Origin of the sequence: Porphyromonas cangingivalis (assembly GCF_900638305.1) — a bacterium.
GTDB classification, from domain to species: Bacteria; Bacteroidota; Bacteroidia; order Bacteroidales; family Porphyromonadaceae; genus Porphyromonas_A; species Porphyromonas_A cangingivalis.
This window is the reverse complement of sequence record NZ_LR134506.1, coordinates 1,264,674-1,289,567: the sequence shown is the minus strand read 5'-3', so window position 1 is coordinate 1,289,567 and position 24,894 is coordinate 1,264,674. Positions and strand designations below refer to the sequence as shown.

General features: G+C 49.3%; 19 protein-coding genes. 7 read left to right on the top strand and 12 right to left on the bottom strand.

Annotation, left to right across the window (positions count from 1 at the left end; all coding sequences use genetic code 11):
• Nucleotides 1-309 precede the first annotated feature (309 nt).
• The 7 genes from EL262_RS05335 to EL262_RS05305 all read right to left on the bottom strand — a co-directional run bounded on the left by EL262_RS05335 (nt 310) and on the right by EL262_RS05305 (nt 9,144).
• Nucleotides 310-1,569, bottom strand: coding sequence for a hemolysin family protein (locus tag EL262_RS05335; protein ID WP_025838864.1), 1,260 nt, complete (start codon nt 1,567-1,569; stop codon nt 310-312).
• A 26-nt stretch (nt 1,570-1,595) separates the two neighbouring features.
• Nucleotides 1,596-2,288: an LPS export ABC transporter periplasmic protein LptC gene (gene lptC, locus EL262_RS05330; RefSeq protein WP_051522785.1), complete on the bottom strand. Its 693-nt coding sequence runs from the start codon at nt 2,286-2,288 to the stop codon at nt 1,596-1,598.
• A gap of 19 nt (nt 2,289-2,307) precedes the next feature.
• Nucleotides 2,308-3,657 carry a tetratricopeptide repeat protein gene (locus EL262_RS05325; protein ID WP_051522786.1) on the bottom strand — a complete coding sequence of 450 codons (1,350 nt, stop codon included), beginning with the start codon at nt 3,655-3,657 and terminating at the stop codon, nt 2,308-2,310.
• Between the two features lie 38 nt (nt 3,658-3,695).
• The gene (gene bamG / locus EL262_RS05320) at nt 3,696-5,003 is read right to left on the bottom strand and encodes a BamG family beta-barrel-assembly machinery protein (protein WP_051522787.1); all 1,308 of its coding nucleotides are present in this window, start codon (nt 5,001-5,003) and stop codon (nt 3,696-3,698) included.
• A 389-nt stretch (nt 5,004-5,392) separates the two neighbouring features.
• Complete coding sequence (locus EL262_RS05315; RefSeq protein ID WP_078735868.1) at nt 5,393-6,526, bottom strand: hypothetical protein; 1,134 nt, start codon at nt 6,524-6,526, stop codon at nt 5,393-5,395.
• 30 nt (nt 6,527-6,556) lie between these two features.
• Nucleotides 6,557-8,356 carry a DUF349 domain-containing protein gene (locus EL262_RS05310; RefSeq protein WP_078735869.1) on the bottom strand — a complete coding sequence of 600 codons (1,800 nt, stop codon included), beginning with the start codon at nt 8,354-8,356 and terminating at the stop codon, nt 6,557-6,559.
• Between the two features lie 356 nt (nt 8,357-8,712).
• Nucleotides 8,713-9,144 carry a hypothetical protein gene (locus EL262_RS05305; protein WP_025838884.1) on the bottom strand — a complete coding sequence of 144 codons (432 nt, stop codon included), beginning with the start codon at nt 9,142-9,144 and terminating at the stop codon, nt 8,713-8,715.
• Nucleotides 9,145-9,570: 426 nt separating this feature from the next.
• Between EL262_RS05305 and EL262_RS05300 the strand changes: the two genes are divergently transcribed.
• The 5 genes from EL262_RS05300 to EL262_RS05280 all read left to right on the top strand — a co-directional run bounded on the left by EL262_RS05300 (nt 9,571) and on the right by EL262_RS05280 (nt 14,332).
• Nucleotides 9,571-10,173, top strand: coding sequence for a hypothetical protein (locus tag EL262_RS05300; protein ID WP_126464370.1), 603 nt, complete (start codon nt 9,571-9,573; stop codon nt 10,171-10,173).
• A gap of 33 nt (nt 10,174-10,206) precedes the next feature.
• Nucleotides 10,207-11,304 carry a DUF2891 domain-containing protein gene (locus tag EL262_RS05295; protein ID WP_078735871.1) on the top strand — a complete coding sequence of 366 codons (1,098 nt, stop codon included), beginning with the start codon at nt 10,207-10,209 and terminating at the stop codon, nt 11,302-11,304.
• Between the two features lie 19 nt (nt 11,305-11,323).
• The gene (locus EL262_RS05290) at nt 11,324-11,800 is read left to right on the top strand and encodes a hypothetical protein (protein WP_025838890.1); all 477 of its coding nucleotides are present in this window, start codon (nt 11,324-11,326) and stop codon (nt 11,798-11,800) included.
• 103 nt (nt 11,801-11,903) lie between these two features.
• Nucleotides 11,904-12,974, top strand: a complete 1,071-nt coding sequence (locus tag EL262_RS05285) for an AAA family ATPase (RefSeq protein WP_025838891.1) — start codon at nt 11,904-11,906, stop codon at nt 12,972-12,974.
• A gap of 2 nt (nt 12,975-12,976) precedes the next feature.
• Entirely contained in the window at nt 12,977-14,332 is a 1,356-nt protein-coding gene (locus tag EL262_RS05280) for a VWA-like domain-containing protein (protein ID WP_078735872.1), read from the top strand.
• Between the two features lie 51 nt (nt 14,333-14,383).
• Here the strand turns inward: EL262_RS05280 and EL262_RS05275 are convergent, their stop codons facing one another.
• Nucleotides 14,384-14,965: a GNAT family N-acetyltransferase gene (locus EL262_RS05275; RefSeq protein WP_025838897.1), complete on the bottom strand. Its 582-nt coding sequence runs from the start codon at nt 14,963-14,965 to the stop codon at nt 14,384-14,386.
• Between the two features lie 16 nt (nt 14,966-14,981).
• Nucleotides 14,982-16,889, bottom strand: a complete 1,908-nt coding sequence (gene abc-f, locus EL262_RS05270; protein ID WP_025838899.1) for a ribosomal protection-like ABC-F family protein — start codon at nt 16,887-16,889, stop codon at nt 14,982-14,984.
• A 194-nt stretch (nt 16,890-17,083) separates the two neighbouring features.
• On the opposite strand from abc-f, the gene EL262_RS05265 reads away from it, so the two are divergent.
• Entirely contained in the window at nt 17,084-18,235 is a 1,152-nt protein-coding gene (locus tag EL262_RS05265; RefSeq protein WP_126464369.1) for an IS256 family transposase, read from the top strand.
• 503 nt (nt 18,236-18,738) lie between these two features.
• Here EL262_RS05265 and EL262_RS05260 read toward each other — a convergent pair.
• The 3 genes from EL262_RS05260 to EL262_RS05250 form a co-directional block, all read right to left on the bottom strand.
• On the bottom strand, nt 18,739-21,552 hold the full coding sequence (locus EL262_RS05260) for a leucine-rich repeat domain-containing protein (RefSeq protein ID WP_126464368.1): 2,814 nt from the start codon (nt 21,550-21,552) through the stop codon (nt 18,739-18,741).
• A 43-nt stretch (nt 21,553-21,595) separates the two neighbouring features.
• Nucleotides 21,596-22,324 carry an Ig-like domain-containing protein gene (locus EL262_RS05255; protein WP_051522826.1) on the bottom strand — a complete coding sequence of 243 codons (729 nt, stop codon included), beginning with the start codon at nt 22,322-22,324 and terminating at the stop codon, nt 21,596-21,598.
• A gap of 309 nt (nt 22,325-22,633) precedes the next feature.
• Entirely contained in the window at nt 22,634-23,587 is a 954-nt protein-coding gene (locus EL262_RS05250) for an endonuclease/exonuclease/phosphatase family protein (RefSeq protein ID WP_234394789.1), read from the bottom strand.
• Nucleotides 23,588-23,852: 265 nt separating this feature from the next.
• On the opposite strand from EL262_RS05250, the gene thiL reads away from it, so the two are divergent.
• Nucleotides 23,853-24,881: a thiamine-phosphate kinase gene (thiL, locus tag EL262_RS05245; protein WP_025839544.1), complete on the top strand. Its 1,029-nt coding sequence runs from the start codon at nt 23,853-23,855 to the stop codon at nt 24,879-24,881.
• Nucleotides 24,882-24,894 lie beyond the last annotated feature (13 nt).

Genomic DNA, 24,894 nt, shown 5'->3' with positions numbered 1-24,894 from the left:
GTGAGTTTGTGAGGTGACGGTGGATAAAGAGGTTGATTGGAGACGTGTTCTGTGTTTTGATCTATTGATGGTAATAGATTAAATGATGACAATAGATCAAATTTGACGATAATCGACCGTATTCGACTATAATCGACTTGGACGCTTTGAGTGTGCTTTATCTTTGCATCAACACTAAGCGTTCATAGACATTTTGATCAATATGTATATCGTGCGGAAGCCCGATAGTATGAATAAGATGTTGTCGGACTGAGACAGTGTCAGGGGTGGTCTGAAGTGATTAGGTTGGGATTGCTTTGTGAAGAGAGATCATGACTCGTTGATCTTGAGCTTGACAAGCCCGATCTTATTGCCACTGGCACGGATGATGTGAAAGTGGAAGTGGGGTGGGTAGTATATCTCTTCTCCTCGCTTTGGGAAGCCTTGGTAGAAGTCAATAAGTAGCCCCGAGACGGTTTTGTATTCGTCGGAGGTCGGAAGGTTGAGCTCCTCAAACTCTTCATTTACTTGTTCGATCTCTGCACGTCCGGAGAGGATGTATTCGTCGTCGCTGATCTTACGAATGACGACGGACTTGATGTCATGCTCATCTTCGATCTCACCGAAAATCTCTTCGACAATATCCTCCAGTGTCACGATACCTGCTGTGCCGCCTAATTCGTCAACGACGATGGCGATGCTTTTTTTCTTCTGCATCAGCAGGCGCATGACTTTGTCGGCTGCTTGTGTCTCGGGGACATAGATCGTGGGGTTGATGTTCTTTTGCCACTGTTCCGTATTCTTGAACATCTCTATGGCATGGATGTATCCGACAAGGTCGTCGATGGTGTCCTTGTATACCAAGATCTTGGAGTATCCCGTGGAGTCGAAGATACTGATGAGTTCTTCTTTTGTTGTGTCGATATTTACAGCTGTGATCTCATTGCGAGGGACAAGGCAGTCGCGCACTTTTACATCCGGAAAGTCGAGGGCATTCTGGAGTATCTTTACTTCTGTATTGTTGAGTGAGGGTTGATCTCCGCTTTGGGCATTGGATTCGATGTAGTTGTCCAAGTCGAGTCGACCGAGACGGACATCTTTTTCGTCTAATCCTTTTACCTTGAATATCTTGAACAGAATCTTACTCAACCATGACGAGAATATCGCTATGGGGTAGAGGAGGATGTACAGTCCGAAGAGTGGGAGAGCGAAGGTCCTAAGCTGCCAGTTGGGATTGAGTTTGGATACGGCTTTGGGGATGAACTCTGCCACAATGAGAATGAGTATCGTGGAGAGTATGGTCTGAGCGAACACGACGGCGAAGTCATTCGTGATGAATTCGTGCAGTGGTGGTTCCAACACGACTGCCATGAGAAGACCATAGATGACAAGTGCGATGTTGTTGCCCACGAGCATAGTGGTGATGAAGAGATCAGGAGCTCCGAAGAAGAGGGTCAGTATCCTTGAGTAAAAGCGTCCATGAGACTTCTCTAACTCTATACGAAGCCTATCTGCGGAGACGAAGGCTATCTCGCTCGCACTGAAAAATGCTGAAAACATCAGCACGACTATGATCCAGAAATATATCATTGCTCGATGATTGTATTGGCCGGTGGTTATCTGAGATTTGGAGCTAAGGTCTCACTGATTGCCACACTGTCGGCTTTGAGAGAGTCGGTCGGCGCAGTGGGTGCTGTCGTGCTCTCCTTGTTGACATCCATGTGTCCGGAGGAGGTAAAGATTTTATAGCTGGTCATGTCTTGATTACTTCTGAAGCCATACTTCCCTCTGAGCTCCTGCCCTTCGGAGCGGATGATACGAACCGAGTCGTGGGAGTAGACTTCTTCCGTGTACTGGTTCCAAAAGAGGGAGTTGGAGTAAAACTTCTGCCCCTCCCTATTCATTACCTCCACATTGCCGATGAGATGCCACAATTTCTTGGCCTCGAAGTAATAGGCTGTGTCTGCTTTGACTGTTGCTTGGGCATTGAAGAGGGTGTCGAACTGTTCGAGATAGATGCCTTCGGGGAAATACCACTTCTCCTCAGGACTATCGTAGGTGTACCATACATCAGCCATGAGTTTGTACTTCGTCACCCCGGAGTCAGAGACAAGTGTCTCTACCATCCTTGTCATGGTAGAGAAGGTTAAGGTGTCTTGTTCGCTCTTCACTGCATCTCCTTTCCCCGGCCCACAAGCAGTTGCAGACCATATAATATACAGGAAAACACCGACACACCCCCACAATGAGGGGCGTATCAGTGTTGTCTTCTTATTTGTGTTTGGCTTATAACTGTCTTCCGTATCCACAGTCAGAGCAATGTTGTTATTAGTTAGTCACACGGATAGTGGTTGTCTCTCCGATCCATCCACCGACAGTGAATGATTGACCTTCTGAAAGGTCAGGGTGGAGGAAGACATCTTCCTTGCGAGGGAAGTAACGGCTATACGTGCCGATGAGCTTGTTTGCTTCGTCAGAGATCGATGGGTCAATGGATTTTGCACGAGCCGCCTTATCTACCACGAGGCAGTACACGATCTGTTGCATGATCGGGTCACCGGGATAGATTGACGGAGCTGTTGCTGCGTACATCGTTGCGATGAGCAACATCGGAGTCCCGAAGTTGGGACGCTCTTCCATAGCCTTCATAGCGAGTTGTCTCGCTCTACCATACTGTCTCTGCTCATAAGCCATCGTAGCCATTGTGTAGTACACTTCAGCCTTTTCTTCGGGCTTGGTGCTTAGCTTTATAGCCTCCTCGTAGAACTTCGCTGCTCTGTCATAGTCTTTCTTTGCAAGAGCTTGACGTGCGATGCCTACTGCACCACTCACGCTGGGAGTGATGGCGTAGTTGTACTCGGCTGCTTTGTAGTAGATAGGGTTGTCATTACACTTGAGACTGACAAGGAGCTTCATCATCATTTCGAGATATTCTTTGTTTTCCTTGTTTGCATCAAGTTTGGGACCGAATATCTTAGCTACAGTCTCGCAGTCTGCAGCACCACTGGCAGCAAAATGAGTGTCTGTGTTTGTCTTATTTTGGCGATAAAATTCAGCTGTGCCGTTGTCTCCGGCCTCTTCTGCCAATCTTATGGCTTCATCAAAGTAGCCCGATACCTCCATGTAGTCAGCGATGTACTGTTCTCTGTGTTCAGGTACGGTCGCCATCTTTTGCATGGATGCAAATACATAGATGGAGAGTGCGAGTCCATCTGTAGTCGCTTTCTTTTCTACTACAACGGGTTGGAGCCAGTTGTAAACGAGGTTAAAGTCCGCTTTGTTTTGCTTGTATCTGATGTAATCAGAAGCCTTGTAGCCCAATATATAGTCTGTCCCGGTCTGAGGATCATTACCGAAATACTTGATACGATCGTCGTACATTGCCATGAGCTCGTTGAAGAGCTTTTCTTGCTCCTCTGCAGTCTTTGCATTTTCGAGCTTCCAGTTTAAGATCTGTGCTCCGAGGATGTAGAGATCTTTACTTGAATCAGGACAAATCCCATACGCTTTCTTCCAAAAATCATAGGCGTCGTCAAAGTTGCCACTTTTAGCATAAGTCTTGGCGAAAGACGTGTTGCGACGGCATTGGATGCTGTCGTTGCCGGCTGTTGCCGGAGTCTGTGCAAAGGCAGATACACTCATAAGGAGTGTCACTGCCGCAATGATCATTCTTTTCATCGTGATTATTCCCTTTAGGTTGTTTTGTTTCAAGTGATTTAGTATATCTTCAGCTTTTTGAACCAGGTCTCACTGAAGTTGATGCTGAGAGAAAGTCTCAACATATCTTCAGAGAAGACTTTACTTCCGCCGGAGGGTAAGCCTTTGCTGTATTCGAGTGAAAGGTTGATGTATGATGTCCGCTCGTTGTACGGAGTCACGGGAAGCCCGAGTCCGAGAGAGCCGATCACTCTATCCACCTTGCCCACTAACGGCAGGTCGGTATACGAGGTTTCATAATTTACACCTCCTCGGTAGATGACTCTGTCAAAGTAGTTCCTGGAGAACTTATCCTTGAGGTACTCCATACCCAAAGCGACTCGATAAGTATCTCTCAGCAAAAGATTGTCGTTCTCGAAGATATTGGGGACGCTTCCCCATCTTGTCATTAGGACGTCTCCCGCGACCAAAAGTTTATTCCCTTTGGCCCATGATGCCCCAAAACCTGCCTTTAGAGGCATCTGAGTGCTTGGCTTGAGGGTCTTTGTGGTGATTTCGGGTTGGATCGTAGAGCCTTCGTTTTTGTTTTCTACGAGGGTAAGTTCAGGCGTCATCTTGATCGCCGGAGAGAATGTCGCACCAAGGACAAAATAGTCCTCCTTGTTGTAGTTTAGTCTATACTGAGCACCGAAGTCAAACGCCCAAGATGATAGTTCGATTGTGCTTGACTTCAATGTCCTGCTGAATAATGACGAGTTGGGTGTCACTTGTGCGATATGTGTGATACTGCCGAAGGTGTACTTTACGTTCGCACCGAGAGAGAAACCTCCGATGACCTTTACACCAAAGCCTGTGTATGCCGACTGGATCGAGCCCGACCCTTTGAATTCCTGCTGAAACACATCACGACCATCTTTTCCACCCTCGACCTGCACAAGGTTCTTGAGCCCATAGCCGGCCGTTGAGAATGGTACCAATCCTGCACTGAAGATCAAGCGATCTTTGAGTACCGAGAACTGCATCGCAAGATAGTCGATGTTTCCCAAGAAAGTGTTTTTAGAGATCTTTCCGTCACCGTATCGAGACCAGTTTGCACTGACACCCATGTCCATAAGGAACGACAACGAGTCCGATGCAGCATAGGCTGCCGGATTTGCGAAGTTGATGACCTTCTCGTTTTGCACACCGATGGCTGTTCCGCCCATCCCTTTCAGAGCTACAGGTACCGAACTATTCAGTTGACCGTATCCAAATCTTGAATATGGAGACGACGTGATGTCTTGCCCTTTCAGTCCTGCCGGTAGAGCCAAGATTGCAAGCGCGACAAGAGCCAACTTCATATTTCTATATATGTTCGTATATGACATATCTTCCAGTATTAATAATCTTTGTCGAACGAGGGTGCATGTTGCTCGCTCTATTCAAAATACAAAGATGACATTTTTTACCCTTTTGTCAAAATATATGGGGCGCTATGCTGTTAAAAATTTCATACCTGTCTTACAAAACTCAATCAATGTCCTGATATAAGTCTGTTATACAAGATGTTAAATTAAAATCTCTGCGAACGGTTTTATGTTGATACAAACGTAATACATACAGCACTCATTCAAGTCGATTTCGCTCTGTTATTTATCTGAGTTTTGGGAAAAATAATGCTTGGCGGGGAGGATTCGTGTGGCGACAAAAGAACCTTGCCGGGGAATGCCTTTTCCACGGCTCGTTTTATTTGTCACTCTTTTGGATTCCCCATTATTTATGTATGGTGAGAGATGGTGAGGATAGCGACAAAGCGAGTTTCCGGTGTGAGGGTGGTGAGGAGGTATCTGCCCGGCGGTAGTGGTGTATTTCGGGGCGATCGGTAGAGTGGGGTGGTGGAGGTGAGGGTAGGGCGGAGTTCTTTTTGGAGAACTTCGGGAGACGAATAGTACTTCAGTTCGAACAATCCTGTGGTGTTATCGCCAAGGTAACGCTCCCCGAGCGCAAGTGCAAGCCAGCCCATCGTAGGGCGGACATTCACTTCGATACAAGGGTGAAGGTGCAACCTCCCCCCTTCTTCATGGACCATAGTATCGATACCGATAGGGCCGTGGTATCTTCCGAGAGGTAGGGCTTCAATTGCATGGACGAGGTGATTCACATAGGTATCGTGGCTGACACTTGTGGCAGTGCTTCTCCAACGATCGTGGATGATTTCGGGTCGCTCGACTCGATTACCGTTGTATCTACCCTCTGTGGTGTAGAAGTCCGATGGCCCTACATAGATGACCTTGCCATCCTCTTGGCGTACAAACTCGTATCCCCGATCACTGATTTTGTCGTGGCGAGGTTCGAGGTATAGGCGTTTGGACGAAGACTTGTTTTGTCGACGTCGGATGAGGTCCGATATCTCGGCTCCCTTGGCGAAGACCACACCTCTCCCCGAGGACGAAAATTCTTCTTTCAGTACATAGCTCTTTGTCGCCTCGATGACGATCGAGGGCAACGTGGGATCGATGACTTGCGGAAGGATATCCTCCGAGTAGACGTCGGGGTAAAGTCGTATGAGTTCGGATAGCAACAAGTATGTGTTGTGACGAGAGCTCCACTGTTTCATCTCATCGTAAGAGTAGGGAACAAGCTCTGACAGACGGCCATAGCGTAGCTCGGGAGCCCATCCCCAAGGGCAGAGCTCATACCCCGATAGATCTTGCGATGATGGTAAGTCATACGGGCAGAAGACGATGTCGCCCTTGTCGGCATAATAGTACGGAAGCTCCCACAAGTCATGGCGCATCATCTGCACCATGCCTGATGGTGTATAAGACCTATCTCCCAGTGCCACCGAAGACTCATAGCCGGGGTTAAAAAAATGCGTGCGAGGTCTTGTGCCTCGTACGCATTCTTTCATTTTTGATGAGACAATGCTCATGTCTATATATCAATCCTTTTGGTGCTCTTTGATCTCTGCGATACGTTCCTCAAACCTCTTGATGTCCGCTTTGAGGTTGTCGATCTTGCGTTGGATCTGCTGAGTGAGAGGGTTCACCTTCTTTTCACCTGTAGGTTGGAAGAACCACATGTTCTTCTCATACTGTTTGATCTCCTCTTCGATCCTGCCGATGATGCGAGTCAAGCGACGTTGTTCATCCGAGAGTTGTTCAGATGTGTAGGTCGACAGATCCTGGTCGAAGGTGGACTTCTTGCCACCACCCTTGCTGCCATCATTCTTACGTGTGCTTCTTTGGAATTCTCTCACGAGTCCATAGTAAGCATCATTGATTGCATCCTTGTTTTTGTTGGGTACGTGGCCGAGCTTCTGCCATTCCTCTTGGATCGCTTCGACATCATCCGCCAAGTCTTCGGTCGGATTAGCCTTGAGGGCTTCGAGTTTGGCTATGAGTTCCTCCTTGGCTTTCAGGTTCTGAAGGCGTTCGGTATTTCTCTCCTTGAAGTCTGCGTGACGATTTTTGAAGAACGTGTTGCAAGACTCCGAGAACGTCTGCCATAGCTTTGTAGCCTCTGCCACACGAGTACCAAGACCGCCGACAGCCTTCCACTCCTCTTGGAGCTTCACGATCTTTTCGGAAGTCTTCTTCCAATCCTTGCTGTCCTTGAGAGCCACAGCCTGCTCTGTGAGCTTGCGGTACTTTTCGAGCTTCGCATCCACATCGATACTTAGTTCTTTGAGGAACGATCTGCGCTTCGTATAGAGGTCGTTGAGTGTCGTGCGGAAGCGTTGATATATCTCATTGTTGTGCTTCTTCGGTGCAAATCCGATGGTGCGCCATTCGTCTTTGAGGGTGTTGATCTCATCCATGAGCTTGCGCCAACCCTCACGAGTCTCGGGGAGACTCTGTGCAAGAGCCTCTATGCGCTCACAGAGATTTGTCTTCGCTTCGAGGTTCTCCACCTCTTTGGCACGGAGAGCGGTGAAGTGGTCTTGATGTCTTTTGTTGACAATGGTCGAAGCCTGCTTGAACTCTCTCCACATCGGCTCTCGGTCATCATAGGCCACAGGGCCGGTCTCTTTCCATCTGTCGTGTAGTGATTGGAGTTCGTTGAATGCCTTGATGACATCCGACTCCTCGCCGAGAGCCTTGGCACGCTCTATGAGAGCCGTCTTAGCTTCCTTGTTCTTGGCGAAGTCGTATTCTCTGAACTCGTTGGTGATGGCATTGATCTCGTAGAACTGCTCCATCTGCTCCTGATACATCTTGAGTATCTCTGCCTTTTCGTTCTGAGGTACATCGCCTATCTCTGACCACTCGTCACGTATCTTGCGGAACTCGGCCTTGATCTTGCTGAAGTCCTCGGTCGAAGTGAGGAGGTCCTTCATCCTTTCGAGAAGGGTGGTCTTCACCTTGAGGTTCTCTTCATGTTGGCGTTTGAGCTCTTCGTTGGCCTTGTGGCGAAGCTCTTTGTAACGAGTCTGGAGGTTGATGAATCGCATGATGAGCGCATCCTCCACCGCTTCCGAAGCATCTTCGAGGTCCTGCTCTTCGTGCTCCTCGTCGGAGTCTGTCGTTGTCGCTTGTGGCTTGCGATAGATAAGTGCTGTGAGGCGATCCATGTCTGCCTTTTCAGGCAAGATGCCGGCATTCACCTTTTCTGAGATTGTCTGGAGGAGGGTCTCCACATCATTCGTTTTGCCGGCTGTCTCTGTCACTTCGGTCGAAGGTGCAGTCACAGCGATGTTTTCTTCGTTCGCCACATTGGTCATTTCAAGATCTTGCTCCATAGTCAAAAAGATAGTTTTCAAGATAGTTCCTCAACTCCTTGGCACGCAAAAAGCACCTGCCCCGAAGTGAGGGGGTAATACAACAAAAGTGATAACTCCCCCATGGAGTCATCCATACTTGAGCGCAAGGTACGAAAAAAAACTAAAAAACGGTTTGATTACCACTGCGATATGATCTTTTTCGCCCAAAAGGGCTTCAAGGCCTTTGTCACATACGTCGCGAAACCGACATCGCACGGCCAGGTTGGAGCCTTCCTTACCTTTAAGCTTTGCCCTTATCGGTGCAGCTTTTCAATCAAGGACTACAATAGATGTCAGAATTCCCAAGGTGTCTGCTATAAGCCGAAGTTATTTGACTAAATCGATGAATGCTGACTCTTTTTTTCTTGCTTATCGGGTAATATGAATGGGAGAATGTTTTTTATGAAGTAGCCTATACTATTATGATCCGAATGGATTGTAGACGAGGAGGGTACCTCTGTTTCTACCAAAGCAATGAGCGCAGAGTTATAGAACGTAAAGCTGTAATTGATCATTGCCCAGCTCCCACGGAACACCTTGACCCTGTAAGACAATTGTTCTACAAGTCCTTGATCTTTGTACTTTACAAAAGCTACCTTGTAAGGAGCCCCCATTATAGCTTTTACTTTGTCTTTGCTGTAGCCGATCTGCACAGAGTCTACTTTTTCCATAAACTCGTTGTGGCTAAAGGCCTGATTTTTGCTTTGGGCGAAAGACGCGAGACTGCAAAAGATGAGCAGTAATAGGATGCCGATGATTTTTTTCATATCCGTATGTTATTATTGTGGGCGAATCAGTTTGTCATATTGCCGGCTTACTTTCAGTTAAAGCTGAATGTTTACTCTCAAATACAATTTTATGAAAGAAAGTTTGAACACCCAAATTTTGACGACCTCTTTGTATCGACAACGAGACAGTTCTTTCTGTATCGGTAGCAAAACGGTTCGCTATTTTTTGTTATTCTCCGATGTCTTCTTTTGGGAAGAATTTTTCACCGGAATACATTCTGTCTCGTGTCGGAAAACTTTCTGTCGGGCATCAGAACACATTCTGTCGTGGGGCAGAATGTGGGCGTATATGAGATTTGTATCTGAGAGATGGGATTGAAGTGTTTGTCCTGTAAGTGAATACAGCCTCTGGCACTTTATTGCTATATTTGCACATCAATCTTGTTGCAGAATAATAGTTGAGAAATGAAACGTACAATCACAATCGTAATGATGCTGGGGCTACTGGGTGGTTTATGGGCTTGCTCCAAAAGCCGAGATGACTCCCAAGCGTTGAGCAAAAATAAGTACACCATGGAGTATTTGGACTCTATGCTGGACAAGGGAGGTGTCTTCGAAGAAGCTATCTTGCAAGATCTTGATTTCAATAAGAGGTACGACGAGGCCGAAAGGATTGGCAAGGACCCTGGTCCGCTCAGAGGGCATCACATAGGGCTGAAGTACAAGACCGTGGTCTTTTCGAGTCGTGGCGGTTGTATCAGAGTCCCTGCGGATGGCAACAAGGATTGGTCGATTGATGCGATCTGGGGTAATCGTCAGGGCGTGAACTATCGGGATGAAAAGCCAGAATTTTTCGGGCAGCCTGTCCGTATCGTGAAAGAGGTGCAGGGCAATTCGTCCTTGTCCGTGATGTTTGAGTGCGACTACTTCAGGGTGAGAAAGGTCGACAATGCTCTTGACATCATTCTCCTTGATAACCCCTCAAGTGAAGCGGTCGAATTGACAATTTCGGTACGTAACTATCCCAATAGTGAGTTTATCAAAGTCATCCAACAGAAGAGAATATAAACTTTTGCGAAGTAACGAAAAACCATAAACCGCATGAAAAAAGCCATTGTTCTACTGATGATCACGATGATGACACAGGCTCTTGCCTATGGGCAGGATGAGGCGACGCTCCTTCGTCTGGTGCGTCTGCCTCTCAAGAGCATCTCTGTCGAGTACCCCAACAAGACGGGGCAGGTCATCAATGATGAGGTGGATGCCAAGAGGACTCCATCCGAACTTCACCCGGTGTTTTTCGGTGCCTTCGACTGGCACAGCAGTGTGCACAGCCATTGGATGCTCGTCCACACCCTCCATACCACTCCGGCGATCTCGCTCAGAGACAGCATCGTGGCGACATTGGATCATTCGCTCGTGGCAGAGAAGTTGCAGGTCGAGGCGGACTATTTCGATCGCCCGAACGGTGCGAACTATGAGCGTACCTATGGATGGGCATGGCTGTTGAAGTTGGACGAAGCTCTGGTTCGTTTGGCTCGGGACAAGGCGACAGATACTGAGCTTGCCCGACTCGCACAGAAGTGGCACATGAACATGAAACCCCTTACCCAAAGTATCGTCAAGAGGTGGAAAGCCTACCTCCCCAAGATGACCTATGCGGATAGGATAGGGACGCATACCAATTCCGCTTTCGGACTCGCCTTTGCTCTCGACTGGGCAGACCTCGTCGGAGATAAGGACTTTGCCGAGGCTCTACGGCGAAAGGCGACGGACCTCTACGCCAAGGACAGCCTCCTCCCTGCCGAGTGGGAGCCCAATGCCACTGACTTCTTCTCTCCCTCACTCGTCGAGGCCGATCTCATGAAGCGTGTCCTTGCGCCCGAAGCCTACGTGGCATGGGTGAAGGGGCTCTTCTCTTTTAAGGGCTTGGAAAGGGTGTGCACGCTGCCCATTGTCTCCGACCTTAGTGACTATCACATCGTGCACCTCGTAGGGCTGTCGTTTTCGAGAGCTTGGTGTATGGCTTCGGTGGCGAAGGCTTTGCCCGAGGGAGACCGGCTTAAAGCTCGTTTCGAGGCTTCTGCTCTTGAACACTATGAGGCAGGTATGAGCCAGATCTTCCGCAGCAACTATGGCGGTGACCACTGGCTCGGGACATTTGCTGCGTATGCGTTCGACCAGATGAAAAAAGACTGATCCCTCCCTTCTCTCTGATATGAAACTGCTCCTTTTTCTTCTAAGTCTCTTACCCTTGACATTGAAGGCAACTCCGCACAACCCTGCACCTTCGGCCGTCATCGTGGTGACCGACAGCCTCGTGGGGAGATACGATGGCGCATTGACACGTGTGCACATGAACGAAGACAAGGCTCCGATAGCAGGGGTGAGTTCGGTGGTGTCGGAGCTGTCGGACGGATTGCTGAGGATACAGATACCACCGTTCAAGGTCGGATCGATGCCCGGGGCTGTGACGGTAGATGCTCGGGGGATCAAGGTCGGGCAGGACGGTAAGTTCGGGCAGAAGTGCAAGGATATCGTGAAGATCAAGATCATGGGCCTGCCGATGAGCTATGACGGTGAGATCGTGGGGCGTTTCGATGACGGACGGCTCATCTATACCGTCACGGTGCGTGGCAAGATCGCCTTCAAGTCCTTCGTGAACATCACCACCTTTGAGGGTCAAAGGTCTTAGGCTCTGCGCCTTGCCACGCAGAGCAGTCGTCGGAGCCCATCGTGTATGGAGTGTGCTCATTCGGAATATATTATGTATTTTTGTCCTCCATTAGCTTACTTCGATGAACGTTAAGATAAATACAGCCGAACTCAACTATATGCTGGAGCGCACTCCGGCGACACACAACATCATGCTCACGGGGCGACACGGTATAGGGAAGTCAGAGATACTGACCGCCTACTTCGCCCAAAAGGGGATGAAGGTCATCACTCTCTTCCTCGGACAGATGAGCGACCCGGGAGACTTGATCGGGTTGCCCGATAAGTCGGGCGAGCTCACCGTCTTCAGACCTCCGTACTGGTTTCCTCTCGATGGCGAGCCCGTGGTGCTCTTCCTCGATGAGCTCAACCGTGCCCGTCCCGAAGTCCTCCAGACGATCATGGACTTGACCCTCAACCGCAAGCTCGCAGGGCGTGCCCTCCCCGAGGGTAGTCGTGTCATCGCTGCCATCAACGAGGGGGATGAGTATCAGCTCACGGACTTGGATCCTGCGCTTGTGTCGAGGTTCAATATCTTCAGGTTTGAGCCTACGGTGGACGAGTGGTTGAGATGGGCTGAGGAGAGTGGTGTGGACGCTCGTGTGACGGAGTTCATACGAGAGAACCACGAGTGGTTGGACAAAGACCCTCAGCAGGACGAAGAGAACGATACCGGGCTGGACAAGATGCCCGACCGTCGCTCATGGAAGCGTGTCTCCGATGTCATCCGAGGGGCAGCCATCGGGCACAACGACATCAAGCTCATTTCGAGTATCGTCGGGGTCAAGGCGGCAAACCTCTTTGTCGCTTCGATCGGTAAGGTCAAGGCTGTCGATGTCAAGGACTTTTTGCAGCACTTCGATGACTACTGCGAGGCTTTGCCTACCTTTCAGACCCATGACTTCTCGGTGATCAACGAAGATATCTTCAAGTACATCCATACCACATTCCTCGATGACGAGATCGAGGATGTCATCGCCCCCAATCTCATCAAGTACATCGACTACATCGAGAGTGAGGGCAAGAACGAAGTGTTGGCGAGCTTCGCACACTTCTTCCAGCAGGACCGTTATGATGAGACTCAGGAGTTCATCATGCGCAAGTGTCCCGATATCGCACAAAAACTCTTCAGCTACACCGCAAGCATCAGGTAAGCATGCTGCCCGAAGTCCGCAAGATCATCGATCGCTGGTATCTCTCCGAAGGGGCACTCTTTCAGACCTTTGTGTCGCACAACTTCGAGGAGAACCTCTCCATCTCTGTCCCCTTCCGTAGCGGTAGAGGCAAGGTCGAGTACAACTCGATGATCCTTAGTTCGATGCGCCCACGTGAAGTCGAATTACACCTCAAGGCTGAGATGGTGCGCATCCTGCTCAAACACCCTTACGAACGCCAGCCCGAGGGGTGCAACAAGAAGTCCATCGCTGTCGGGAGCAACCTCGTCCTTGGCGACAATTACGACTTCTCTGAGATCAATATGCCCACGCCCGAGGCCTTCGATCTGAAGGAAAAGGAGAGCTTCGAATGGTATTCGCACCGTGTCGAGGAGATGTTCTCTCCCAAGGAGATAGACCTCGACAGTATGAGTGAAAACCCCAACGACGACAAGTCAAGTTCCGACAGTGCCAATGGCAATGAGGGCAATGAAGACAGCGGAGAGACTTCGGACGAGCTCAACCCCAATGCACCCGACAATGCCCCTGACAACGACCTCGAAGACCCTTCGGAGGATGTGGAGACGACTTCAAGCCTCGGCAAGACCAAGCACAGAGACGATGAGCAAGGGCAACCCTCCGAGAAGCCCAGGGAGGACAGAGATCTCGACTATGAGATGAAGGAGATGGGGCTGGCAGACCTCTGGGAAGAAGACCCTATGATGGGGTGCTCCATCGACTCTCTCATCGACGAGATAGAGGCCTCCAACGAGTGGGGGAGTCTTGCAGGTACGTTTGCTCGCAAGATCGTGGCGAACACCAATGCCAAGGTGGACTACCGCAAGGTGCTGTCAGGCTTCAGGGCGAGCATCCTCTCTTCAAAACGATGTCTTACCCGAATGCGCCCCAACCGTCGTACGGGCTTCGACAACATGGGCAGTATGAGGCGTTTTGATACGAAGCTCCTTGTTGCCGTCGATGTCAGTGCTTCCATCGGGGAGACGAGCATAAGGCACTTTTACTCAGTCATCAACAGGTTCTTCAAGTACGGTATGGATCAGATAGATGTCATACAGTTTGACACCTCGCTCTCGGAGGTGCAGAAGATGACGAAGAAGCAACTTGAGGTCAAAGTCCTTGGCTTCGGAGGGACGAGCTTCCAGCCTCTTTTCAACTACCTTGGCGAGCATCCCGACTACAACGGTGTGATCATCTTCACCGATGGCGATGCACCCATCCCCAACCTCCCTCCAAAGATGAAGACCAAAGTCATGTGGGTCTGCAACAGTCAACGGCACCTCGAAGTCAACAAAAGCTGGATGCAGAAGATCGGCCGTTGTTGCGCCATCGACCTGTGATACGATCCAATAAGTTTTGTATGATGATAGAATGCGCCTGAGCTTCCGTAATCAGAGTTCCGTATGGTAGAATAAGAGGTGTGATGGGTGAAGGCGGTAGACGTGCCGATAAAGCTCTCGGGCAAAGACCTCCGGGTTGTCGTGCTGACCCCTCACCATCAGGCGAAGTTCGACGGCTTCGGTGTCCTCGTGGTATGCCGGCTGATAGTAGGTTCGATCGATGAGTGTGAAGCCGTTGCGACGGTAGAAGTCGATGCGGCGATCCGACCATTCGTTTGCTCCCGGCGGTTCTGCTTCGAGGACTATGGGCTTGGTGACATGATCGAATATGTGTTTGAGTGCCTTTGCTCCCCATCCTCCACTTCTTTTGTGATGGGGCACACAGAGGTACTCGATGTACTCAAAGGTCTCCAAGCGGTGTAACATCGCAAAGGCTGCGAGTCCATCCTCATCGGGAGCCTTGAACAGAAGGATGTAGAAGCCCCCCGCCTCCTCTGACAGTAGAGAGAGGACACTCTCTCGCTTGCGACGCTCTTCGTAGGGGAAAGCCTCTTCGTAGGCTTGCCACATCTCATTGACCAAGTCACGATGGTTGTTGAGGTCGGCGATGTTGTGTATGACAAGGTGTTGCATCTCTACTTGTTCCTTTTCAGTTGTTTTCTAATTGTTCTTGGCTTTCCTCCCACTCCGACATCAGATCGGCGTGGAGTTTCTGTAACTCATCGTAACGAGAGATGAGAGACGATGAGGTGTCTCCTTGAGACATCTTCTCCTCGATGTCGGAGATCTCTTGTTCGACTTCGGATATTTTTTTCTCGCACTGTTCGACTTGTTGTCGTAGCTTTCGGAGTGCCTTTTGTTGCTCTTTTTGTTGGACGTAGTCTGTCTTTCCGATGCTCTCTTCGGTAGTCGTTACTTTGGGAGGCGGAGCTACTTTGTTGTCTTCGTTGCGTAACGAGAGCGCACGGAAGTAGTCCGGCATACCCCCGAGGTAGTTGATGATCTTCTTGTCCTTGAACTCTATCGCCTTGTCCACCAGCCCTTCCAAGAAGTCTCGGTCGTGTGAGACGATGAGTACCGTCCCCTCATAGTTGCGAATGGCCTCCTTGAGCACCTCTTTGCTACTGATGTCGAGGTGGTTGGTAGGCTCGTCGAGGATGAGGACATTGGAGGGGGAGAGGAGCAGGCGTATCATCGCCAGACGGCTACGCTCCCCTCCTGAGAGGACTTGTACCTTCTTTTCGGAGACCTCTCCTCCAAACATGAATGCTCCCAATATGTCATTGATGCGTGTGCGGATGTCTCCCACAGCGACATCGTCGATGGTCTGGAATATGGTCTTGTTCGGGTCAAGGAGTGAGGCTTGGTTCTGAGCAAAGTAACTGACTTCGACCTGATGTCCCTCTCTGATCGTCCCCTCGTAAGGAATCTCACCCATGACGGCACGCACAAAAGTCGTCTTGCCCGATCCGTTCTTTCCGACGAGGGCAATCTTGTCTCCACGTTCGATGGTGAGCTCGATGTCTTTGAGGACATTGAGGTCACCATAGGATACTGACAATCCTTCGACGATCACGGGGTAAGCTCCCGAGGGGACAGCCATGGGGAAGCGGAAGTGTATCCGTCTACGGTCTATCTCCTCGACTTCGATGCGTTCGACCTTTTCGAGCTGTTTGATGCGAGACTGCACCTGCACCGATTTTGTTGCCTTGTACCGAAAACGCTCGATGAAGTCTTCGGTGTCCTTGATCATCTTTTGTTGGTTTTCGTACGCACGTAGCTGTTGTTGGTATCGCTCCTCCCGAAGTGTCAGGTAGTGGGAGTAAGACGCTTTGTAGTCGTATGCCTTGCCGAGAGAGAGCTCTATCGTACGGGTCGTCGTATTGTCGAGGAACTTACGGTCGTGCGATACCATCACAACAGCAGCAGATGTAGACTTGAGGAAGCCCTCCAGCCAGATGATCGACTCCATGTCGAGGTGGTTCGTGGGCTCGTCAAGGAGGAGCAGGTCGGGACGACTCAGGAGGATCTTTGCCAGCTCGACACGCATACGCCATCCTCCGCTGAACTCCGATGTCTGTCGCTCGAAGTCCGTATCCACGAAGCCCAGCCCCTTGAGTGTCTTCTCTATCTCAGCCTCTCTCCTATCCGACGAATACATCGCAAGGAGCTCGGTATGGTTTGCCAAGCGCTGGATGAGTTCCATATACCCTTCGCTCTCGTAGTCTGTGCGCGAAGCGAGCTCTTCGGTAAGGGCATCGACGGTGCGCTTGATCTCCAGCTCACGGCCGAAAGCCAGACGCACCTCTTCTCTCACCGTGCGTTCGTCTTTTGTCAGCAAGTGCTGAGGCAGATAGCCGATGGTCATGTCCGTAGGATGGGATATGCTGCCTTCGGTGGGTAGGAGGCGTTTGGAGATGATGTTGAGCATGGTCGTCTTCCCTGCGCCATTGCGACCGGCAAGGGCGATGCGCTCTTTCGGATTGATCCTCAGTGAGATGTCCGAAAAGAGAGGCTCTGCGCCAAAGTAGACCGATACATTATTGAGTGCAAGCATTGTCGTGTCATTTATTATTGCCGGCAAAGTTACTCATTTCCCTCCGACTAAATACAGTGGGGTAGAGAGAGGTATGTTTTCGGCCGAATGGGGCATTGGCGAACCGGCGTTAAAAAAGGATACTGTCCTAAAAAAGTGTGTAAGCCCCATTAGTCCTTAACTTTGAGGTAAGAAAAAAAATAAACCTAAGAACAATGGAGCTTACAACAACACAAAAGTCGGCATTTATTTCTGAAATGCTATCATCAGAGGCAGGTATTAACGAACTTATCCGTGTACTATTGGACACCTTCTCGAAGCAAGAACGTGCTCTCTTTGTCGAAGAGCATGAGGGTGAACAGTGCAATGGTTTCCGTCCTCGTCGATGGCGAGGCTACGGCTGTAGCTTTGAATTACGGATTCCTCGAACACGTTCGGGGAATTTCCAACCCCTGATTTTGGGAATCCTCTCCGGCCAAGAGAGCGAACGAGCCTTGTTGTTTCACGAGTTTTATACCCGAGGCCTTTCGTGCGAAGACATTGGTGCTGTGTGCGAACGGATCTACGGCTATCACTATAGCAAGCAGCAAGTCAGTTTTCTCTCGAACACGAGTAAAGAGGAGATCTACAAGTGGTTGGAACGCCAACTGTCGCCCCACTATTTGGCGGTGTACATCGATGCTACCTTTGCCTACACACGGTGGGATGATCGTGTGGCTCAGGAAGCCTATTACACGATGTCGGGGTTGCTTCCTGACGGTAGTCGGGAGGTGCTTTGTGTGGTGAATCATCCCACGGAAGGAGCGTTGAATTGGGAGGCAGAGTTGAAAGCCCTCAAAGCACGTGGAGTCGAACGTATAGACCTGATCATCTCAGATGCTTTACAGGGGATTGAACGAGCCATCGCCTCGGCTTTCCCTCACTCCTCCCATCAGCTGTGTGTCGTTCATTTCAAGCGTCACGCACTTAATGCCGTATCGAAGAGGGACAAGGATCGGATGAGACAAGAGTTGGAAGACTTGTTTCCTATTTCGGGTACAAGTCTTACACCCATCAAAGCATTTGAGAAATTATGTACATTTGCAGAACGTTGGGGGAAAAGCTACCGGAGCCTGCTCTCCTTGTCGGCATCTCGCAATATAGGCTACTTCACTTACCTGATGTTCCCGGAGGGTGTTCGTCGTATGATTTACTCGACGAATTGGGTGGAGCGTCTCAATCGCAGCTATAAGCGCACGCTGCGTATGCGTGGGGCTCTACCCTCGGCTGATGCCGTCGTCTTTCTCTTGGGCTCTGTAGCCCGAGAAATGACTGAAAGGACTTATGCTAGGAGGTTACCCTATTTCCAAGAGTGGAGTACCAAATAAATGAGTAATGAGTAATAACACGAAAAACTCAAAGTTTTTTCCCCTGGGGCATGCCCCAGGGGAAAAAGGGAAAACTAACCTTACACACTTTTTCGGACACTACCTAAAAAGTCGTTAGACTCGACGACGAAGATCGTTAGATTCGATGACGAAAGTCGTTAGACTTGATGATGAAGGTCGTTAGACTCGATTCAACGTGCCTTACCCCACGGAACACCGAAGTCATTTATTGTGTATCGGTACGTTTGGTGTTGGATTCAGGATTTTTAGGCATTTATATCGTTTTCAGATCGCATTTACTTGCATTGATCCCCAATTAGACTTAGACGTTGACCATTCTTTGGTATTCTTTTCATGAGACAGAGTATGTGAAATAGATTGATTCTTCAACCGCTTGTTCGTTTTATGATGTGTTTCTTTAGATCGAACCTATGTTGAAACAAGCAAAAGAGGGTACATCAAAATTTTATTTTGATGTACCCTCTTTTGCTTGTTTATGGACTTTAGTCTATAGGCAATGGGATAATAACAGGTTTAAGGTGTACTTTCCAACCCTTATTTTCTGCTATTGCCTTATCACACGTGTTTGTTCCGGGATTGCCGTAGACATGAATTTCTTTACTTACTTCAGTCAGAGCTTTCACATCAGGGAGTGTGGAGAAGAGAGTATTCAAAGTCTCAGCACTCAGGTTACAATTGCCACAATCTAACTCATTATTTATGGAGCTCGGGATTTTCAAAGAGCTTAACAATTTGTTATCATTACAAAATAGTCGCATCAACTTTGTATTTTTGCTCACATCCAAAGTTGTGAGTGTATTACCGCCACAGGCCAAGAGCTTCAAATCCTTATTTTTGCTCACATCCAAAGCTGTGAGTGTATTACCGCCACAGGACAAGAGCTCCAAATCCTTATTTTTACCCACATCCAGTGATTCGAGTGAGTTGCCCCAGCACCACAATCTCATCAGACTTTTGTTGCTTCTCACATCCAGTGATTCAAGTCCATTCGAAGAGCAGTCTAATATTGTCAACTTGTTGTTATTAGTCACATCCAATGATTGGAGTTCATTCCCGACACAGACTAACTCTATCAAGGCTCTATTCTTACTTACATCCAAAGCACTTATCTTTTGACTTATGCAAATGAGCACACTGACCTTCCCGTATATCGTGATGGTCTGAGAGGCTATGGGGTATGCTTGATATTCATCAAAAACTGTGACGTTCTCCCCTTCGTCTTTAGTGCCGTTCCCATTCAAATCTATCCAGACATCGGGGCGGTCTTCCGAACCTGCATCTATCTTAAGAACAATTTCATCTCCAACTTCTTTTTTCGTCGTGAGAACCATAATGTGTGGAGTAAGAGGCTTGCCTTCTACATCGACTTCCCAACCCTTTTTGGTCGCAATCTCAGGATGACAGTCGGCAGCCCCGGGATTTCCGCTGACCATAACCTTCTTTATTTTGTCCTTAGTTTCGCTGATATCCGGTAAAGTATTGAACAGATCATCTAAGGTCTCTGCACTGAGTCCACATGACCGACAGTCTAATGTTTCAGTAATGTTGTCACTTATCTTCAGATCGGAGAGTTTATTGCAAGAGCAGTTTAGTTCTTTTAACCTCGTGTGCTTCCTCACATCCAAGGAACTTAAATTGCAATCTTCGCAGGATAGAGAAACCAAATTCAAGTTTTGACTGATGTCTAAAGATTTGAGATCATTATTACTGCAATCAAGTTCTTCCAATTTTGTCAGCTGGGTCACGTCCAATTTTGATAGCTTATTGTGAGCACAGTCTAAATCTCTTAGATTAAGATTTTGGCTGATGTCTAAAGAGGTGAGGAAATTAGAGCTACAATCAAGTTCTTCCAATTTTGTCAGCCGGGTCACGTCCAATCTTGATAGCCCGGTGTCCTCACAAACTAAATCTATCAGATTGACATTTTGACTGACATCTAGTGTCTCAAGTTCGTAACTGCCAGAGCAGTCTAATATTTTCAGTAACTTGTTTTGAGTGACATCTAAGGAGGTCAGATTATCAGAGCCACAACTCAAATTTACCAAGTATGGGGCCTTGGTGACATCCAGAGCTTTAAGCTGGGAATTATCATAGCAGGAGAAGTAAAAGACCTTCCCATATATTGTGATTTTCTCAGCACCGATAGGGTAGAAGACTTCGTACTCTCCAGCTTCTCCGAAAGAAGTTACTTTCTCGCCATCGTCCATCGTGCCGTTATCGTTGAGGTCGATCCATACCTCGGACTGATCCTCTTCTGCTGCATTTATCTCAAGTCTTAATTCTTTTCCTATGGAGGGCTCTACAGTGAGAGTGATGTGAGGAAAGGCTACTTCGACTCCTTCGCCAAGGATTTCGAGACGATTGTTTTTCCATTCTGCTTCTACACGGTAAGCCTTGCCAGGAAGCATGGCAAAGGTCTTTGAAGTCTTTTTGTTCTCGGAGAGGATGAGTTTGTCCTCTGTCTTCATAGCGAGGATAAACTCGGGGATGGTCTTCCCATTTGGTCGATGCCATCTCACAAAGGTGTGGCTCTTGCTCGGAGCGATGGAGACTTCCTTCATCGTGGGCATAGTCTTGGGATCATTGTCTGTGATCTCAGAGACCTCATCACTTATGGGTTTGTAGACATATTGCTTGTCATCGTGAGGTAGGTATTGCCACTCTTCGGACGATCCGTTTCTCGGAGACAGAGAGCACCCCGAGACCTTGAGGTCCGTGTCGGAACTGTTCTTCAGATCCACGTACTCTATGCTCCCGAGGTGGGTGAAGCTCATCGCCATCTCTCCTGATGTCGATGCAGGCTCTACCGTCACTTTCGACATCACGGGCACAGAGACCTCTTCGAGATCATTGGCCATGATGGGGACGATGTCCACGAGGATCTCATTGTCGACGACGACGACCCCTCTTCCCGGCACACCACAGAACGCATACAAGGTGTATGCCTCATCGATGTCGATACTCTCGGGGATCACGACATCCATCGTGGCCTGCTTACCGTCGGGACCGATGGCTCCGACAGGTTGCTCCACAGGGGGCGTCAGCCGTGAGTCTTGCTCAAAGATCAGGGTGAGACGGTCTCTCGACTGCCAGCGCGCTCGAAGCAGACCGTGCTCGGTATCCTCCTCAAGAGCGACACGGAGACCGGCATCCTCAGGCATTGCTGCGGAAAGACGTAGGGTACGACTGCCTTTCTCGAAGAGAGGTAAGTCCCCCCTTTCATTTTGGCACGAGGTGGCGAAGATCAATAGCATCAGTGTCCACAGACACAGAACTTTTGTATACGATGTTTTCATAGGGTTATTCTTTTAACTTGTTCGTTTTTTTCGTTTGAGAGGATCACAGTTGGATGATCTCGACATCCGACACACTGCCCTTGCCGTCCCTGAGCATCTTGTCGAGCTTGGTCTTGTAGGCTTGGATTTCGTCTGCAAGGGTTGCACCATCGTTGGTGAGGGCTGAGAGCTTCTCGGTCAGTCTTGTGACCTCTTCGGGATGAAGGTCGTCAGACTTGGACTTGACCTCATCAGCGAGAGCAGTGAGACCGTTGCGCTGTTCGGTGAGCCTTGTGATGAGGGCTTTCACCGCTTCGGCTTTGTTCTTGACACTTTGGGTCGATGTCTTCAGGGATGCTAACTCCTCTCTCAGCGCAGTCAGTGCGGACTCCGCCGTCGAAACCTTTTGCGAAAGCTCGGTAAATGCTTCGGTCACCTCGGGTCTGACCTTTACGGTACAACTTGCGGTCTTTGCGCCATCCTTGGATGTGGCAGTGATGGTCACCTTGCCCGATGTGAGACCTCGTACAGCTCCTGTCTGATCGACGGTGGCGATATTCGGCTCCGACGAAAGCCAGGAGACCTCCTTATTCGTCGCATCGGCGGGTGCTATCGTCGCCTTGATGACGACGGTCTCGCCTATCTTCATGGATAGAGCTGTCGGTGACACGGATATGTCGGACACGCTGACTGTGGGGTTCTCATTCTTTTTACATCCTGACATCGTCATGATTACGATCAAGAGCAGGGTGGAGACTGTCGTTTTGATCATCGTCTCATGCCTTTTCATCATAGTTGTTTGTGTATTTAATAGATTAAAAAATTGGTTGTCTGCTCTGCACTCCGACCCCAAAAAGAATGATGAAAATACCCTCTCAACGGACATGTGGCAATGAGTGCCACAAGAACAGGAGACCCACAACCCTCAAAAGGCTGTGAACTCCCCCTAAGTGATGATGTATAAAAAAGTATTTCCTCCCCCTTGATGGACTCATGGTACACAAGGGATTTAACAAACAATGGTTAAATCGTGACAAATGTAATAAGAAATGTGATAAGTACTCCCCCTTATGATGCCTTTTCGGTCAAAAAAAGTTCGGTCTCAGAGACTGAACTCTGCCCAAAGGGGATAGTGGTCGGAGAGCATGAAGGATAGGCGTTGGCGTGTGAGACCTCTATTGCTCATTGCCACGGTGGTGAAGTCGTAGCTGCCACCGGTCTTGAATTCGAGCGAGAGTCTGGGCTGTCCCTTGTTGCCGTTGAACCATGCGATCTGGTCGTAGAACTTTGTCTCGTTGAAGATCGATCGGGTCACCGTTTTGTTTTGCAAAGCTTCGGGTACATACAGTCCTTCGGAGATGAATGTCCGGTGAAGGAGGTCGCCACGCTCTTCGATGTTGAAGTCTCCAAGGACGATGAGGTTGTGATGATAGGCGTTGACATCTTTGGCCCATGTGGAGAGCCACTGTGCTATCCCTTTGAGTTCGGGTATGCGATCTTGTGCCTTTTTGCCGTAGATGACATGAAGGGTCACGAGGATGAATGTCTGCCCTTTGGAGCGGAAGCTCACGGCATAAGGGGTACGGACAAACTGTTCGGTCATCACATTGGCAGAGACACCTTTGCTCCACTCTTTGGGTACTACGAGTTCGCCGGCAAGACCTGAGAGTGTGACCCGACGAGTGTCGAAGAGGTATGCCATGCGCTCTCCGTTGCCTGCATCACCCTTGGTCACATCGGTCAATATCATCGACCACTCGGGACCGAGGAGCTTGATCGTGTCTCTGAGGGCTCGGATGTTCGACTTCACCTCCTGCACCGCAATGACATCGAAGCGACGGAGGATCTCTGTGATACACAGGACAGCGTGCATATCTCGTTTGGGGTTGTCTTTCTCTTCGCTTGCCCACTTGCGGGTCAAGTCTCCAAAGGCTCTGATGTTCCAAGTGGCAATGAGTAGATTGCGGTCCAGTTGCTTGGCAGGGATCTTTTCGTCCAGATCCTGCTTCAGGAGAGCGATATTCTCCCCGACTTCGGGTGGTAGATTTGTGTACATGGTCATTTTCTTTTTTTAGAGATCATACATATACAAATATAATCAAATTGCGGAGAAGGTGTGTTTTTTTGTCATCTGACAGAATACATTCTGCACCACGACAGAATACTTTCTGAGGCCTGACAGAATACATTCTGTTGTTCGTCCGAAGACCGCGGCGTATGGGCTTTCGTCTCGAAACCTACCAAAGCAGGATAGGGACAAAGTCACCAATAATATGTATCTTCGTCATAGTTTTTGCTCACAAACAACTTCGGATAACAGCATGGAAATCTCTCAACTGGGAGAGTTCGGTCTCATCGACCGACTCACCGAACCCTTCAATACCCGTGTCCCCTCTACCGTCCTCGGTGTCGGGGACGATACCGCCATCCTCTCGCAAGACAGTAAGCGTGAGACCCTCGTGACGACTGACCTTCTGCTCGAAGGTATCCACTTCGATCTCATGTACTGTCCGCTCAAGCACTTGGGCTTCAAGGCTGTGAGCGTCAATGTCTCCGATATCCTTGCGATGAATGGTCGCCCCGAACAGATTGTCGTCTCGATCGGTGTCTCCAAGCGTTTTGCGGTCGAAGATATCGAAGCCCTTTACCTCGGCATCCATGAGGCTTGTGAGGTGTATGGGGTCGATCTCGTGGGTGGAGATACGTGTTCGTCGCTCACGGGGCTTACCATCAGTATCACCGCAATCGGTAGTGCAGAGGCGGGGAAGGCTGTGAGACGCTCGGGGGCAAAGGTCAACGACCTCATCTGTCTCTCAGGCAATGTCGGTGCTGCGTACATGGGACTTCAGCTCTGTGAGCGAGAGAAACTTGCTTATGATGGCACTGCGGACTTCCGGCCTCGTTTTGAGGGAAGAGAGTACATCCTCCAGAGACAACTCCGCCCTTATGCCCGTCTCGATGTCATCGAAGCCCTTCGTAAGGCCGGCATCGTCCCCACGAGTATGATCGATGTCTCGGACGGTGTGGCTTCGGAACTGCTCCATATCTCGAAGGCTTCGGGGGTGGGTTGTCGCATCTTCGACAAGAAGATCCCCATCGACTATGAGACTTCGGCAATGGCCGAAGAGCTTAACATCAACGTCATCACGGCAGCCCTCAATGGCGGTGAGGACTACGAACTCCTATTTACCGTCCCTCTCGGCATGAAGGATCTCGTCGAGAAGATCGAGGATGTGCGCCTCATCGGCTATATCACGGAGGAGAGCGATGGTTGTCATCTCGTCGCAAACGATGGCAATCTGATCCCTCTTCTTGCCCAAGGGCATCACTTCAAGAAGGACGAAGCATAGTTTTTTATACCCC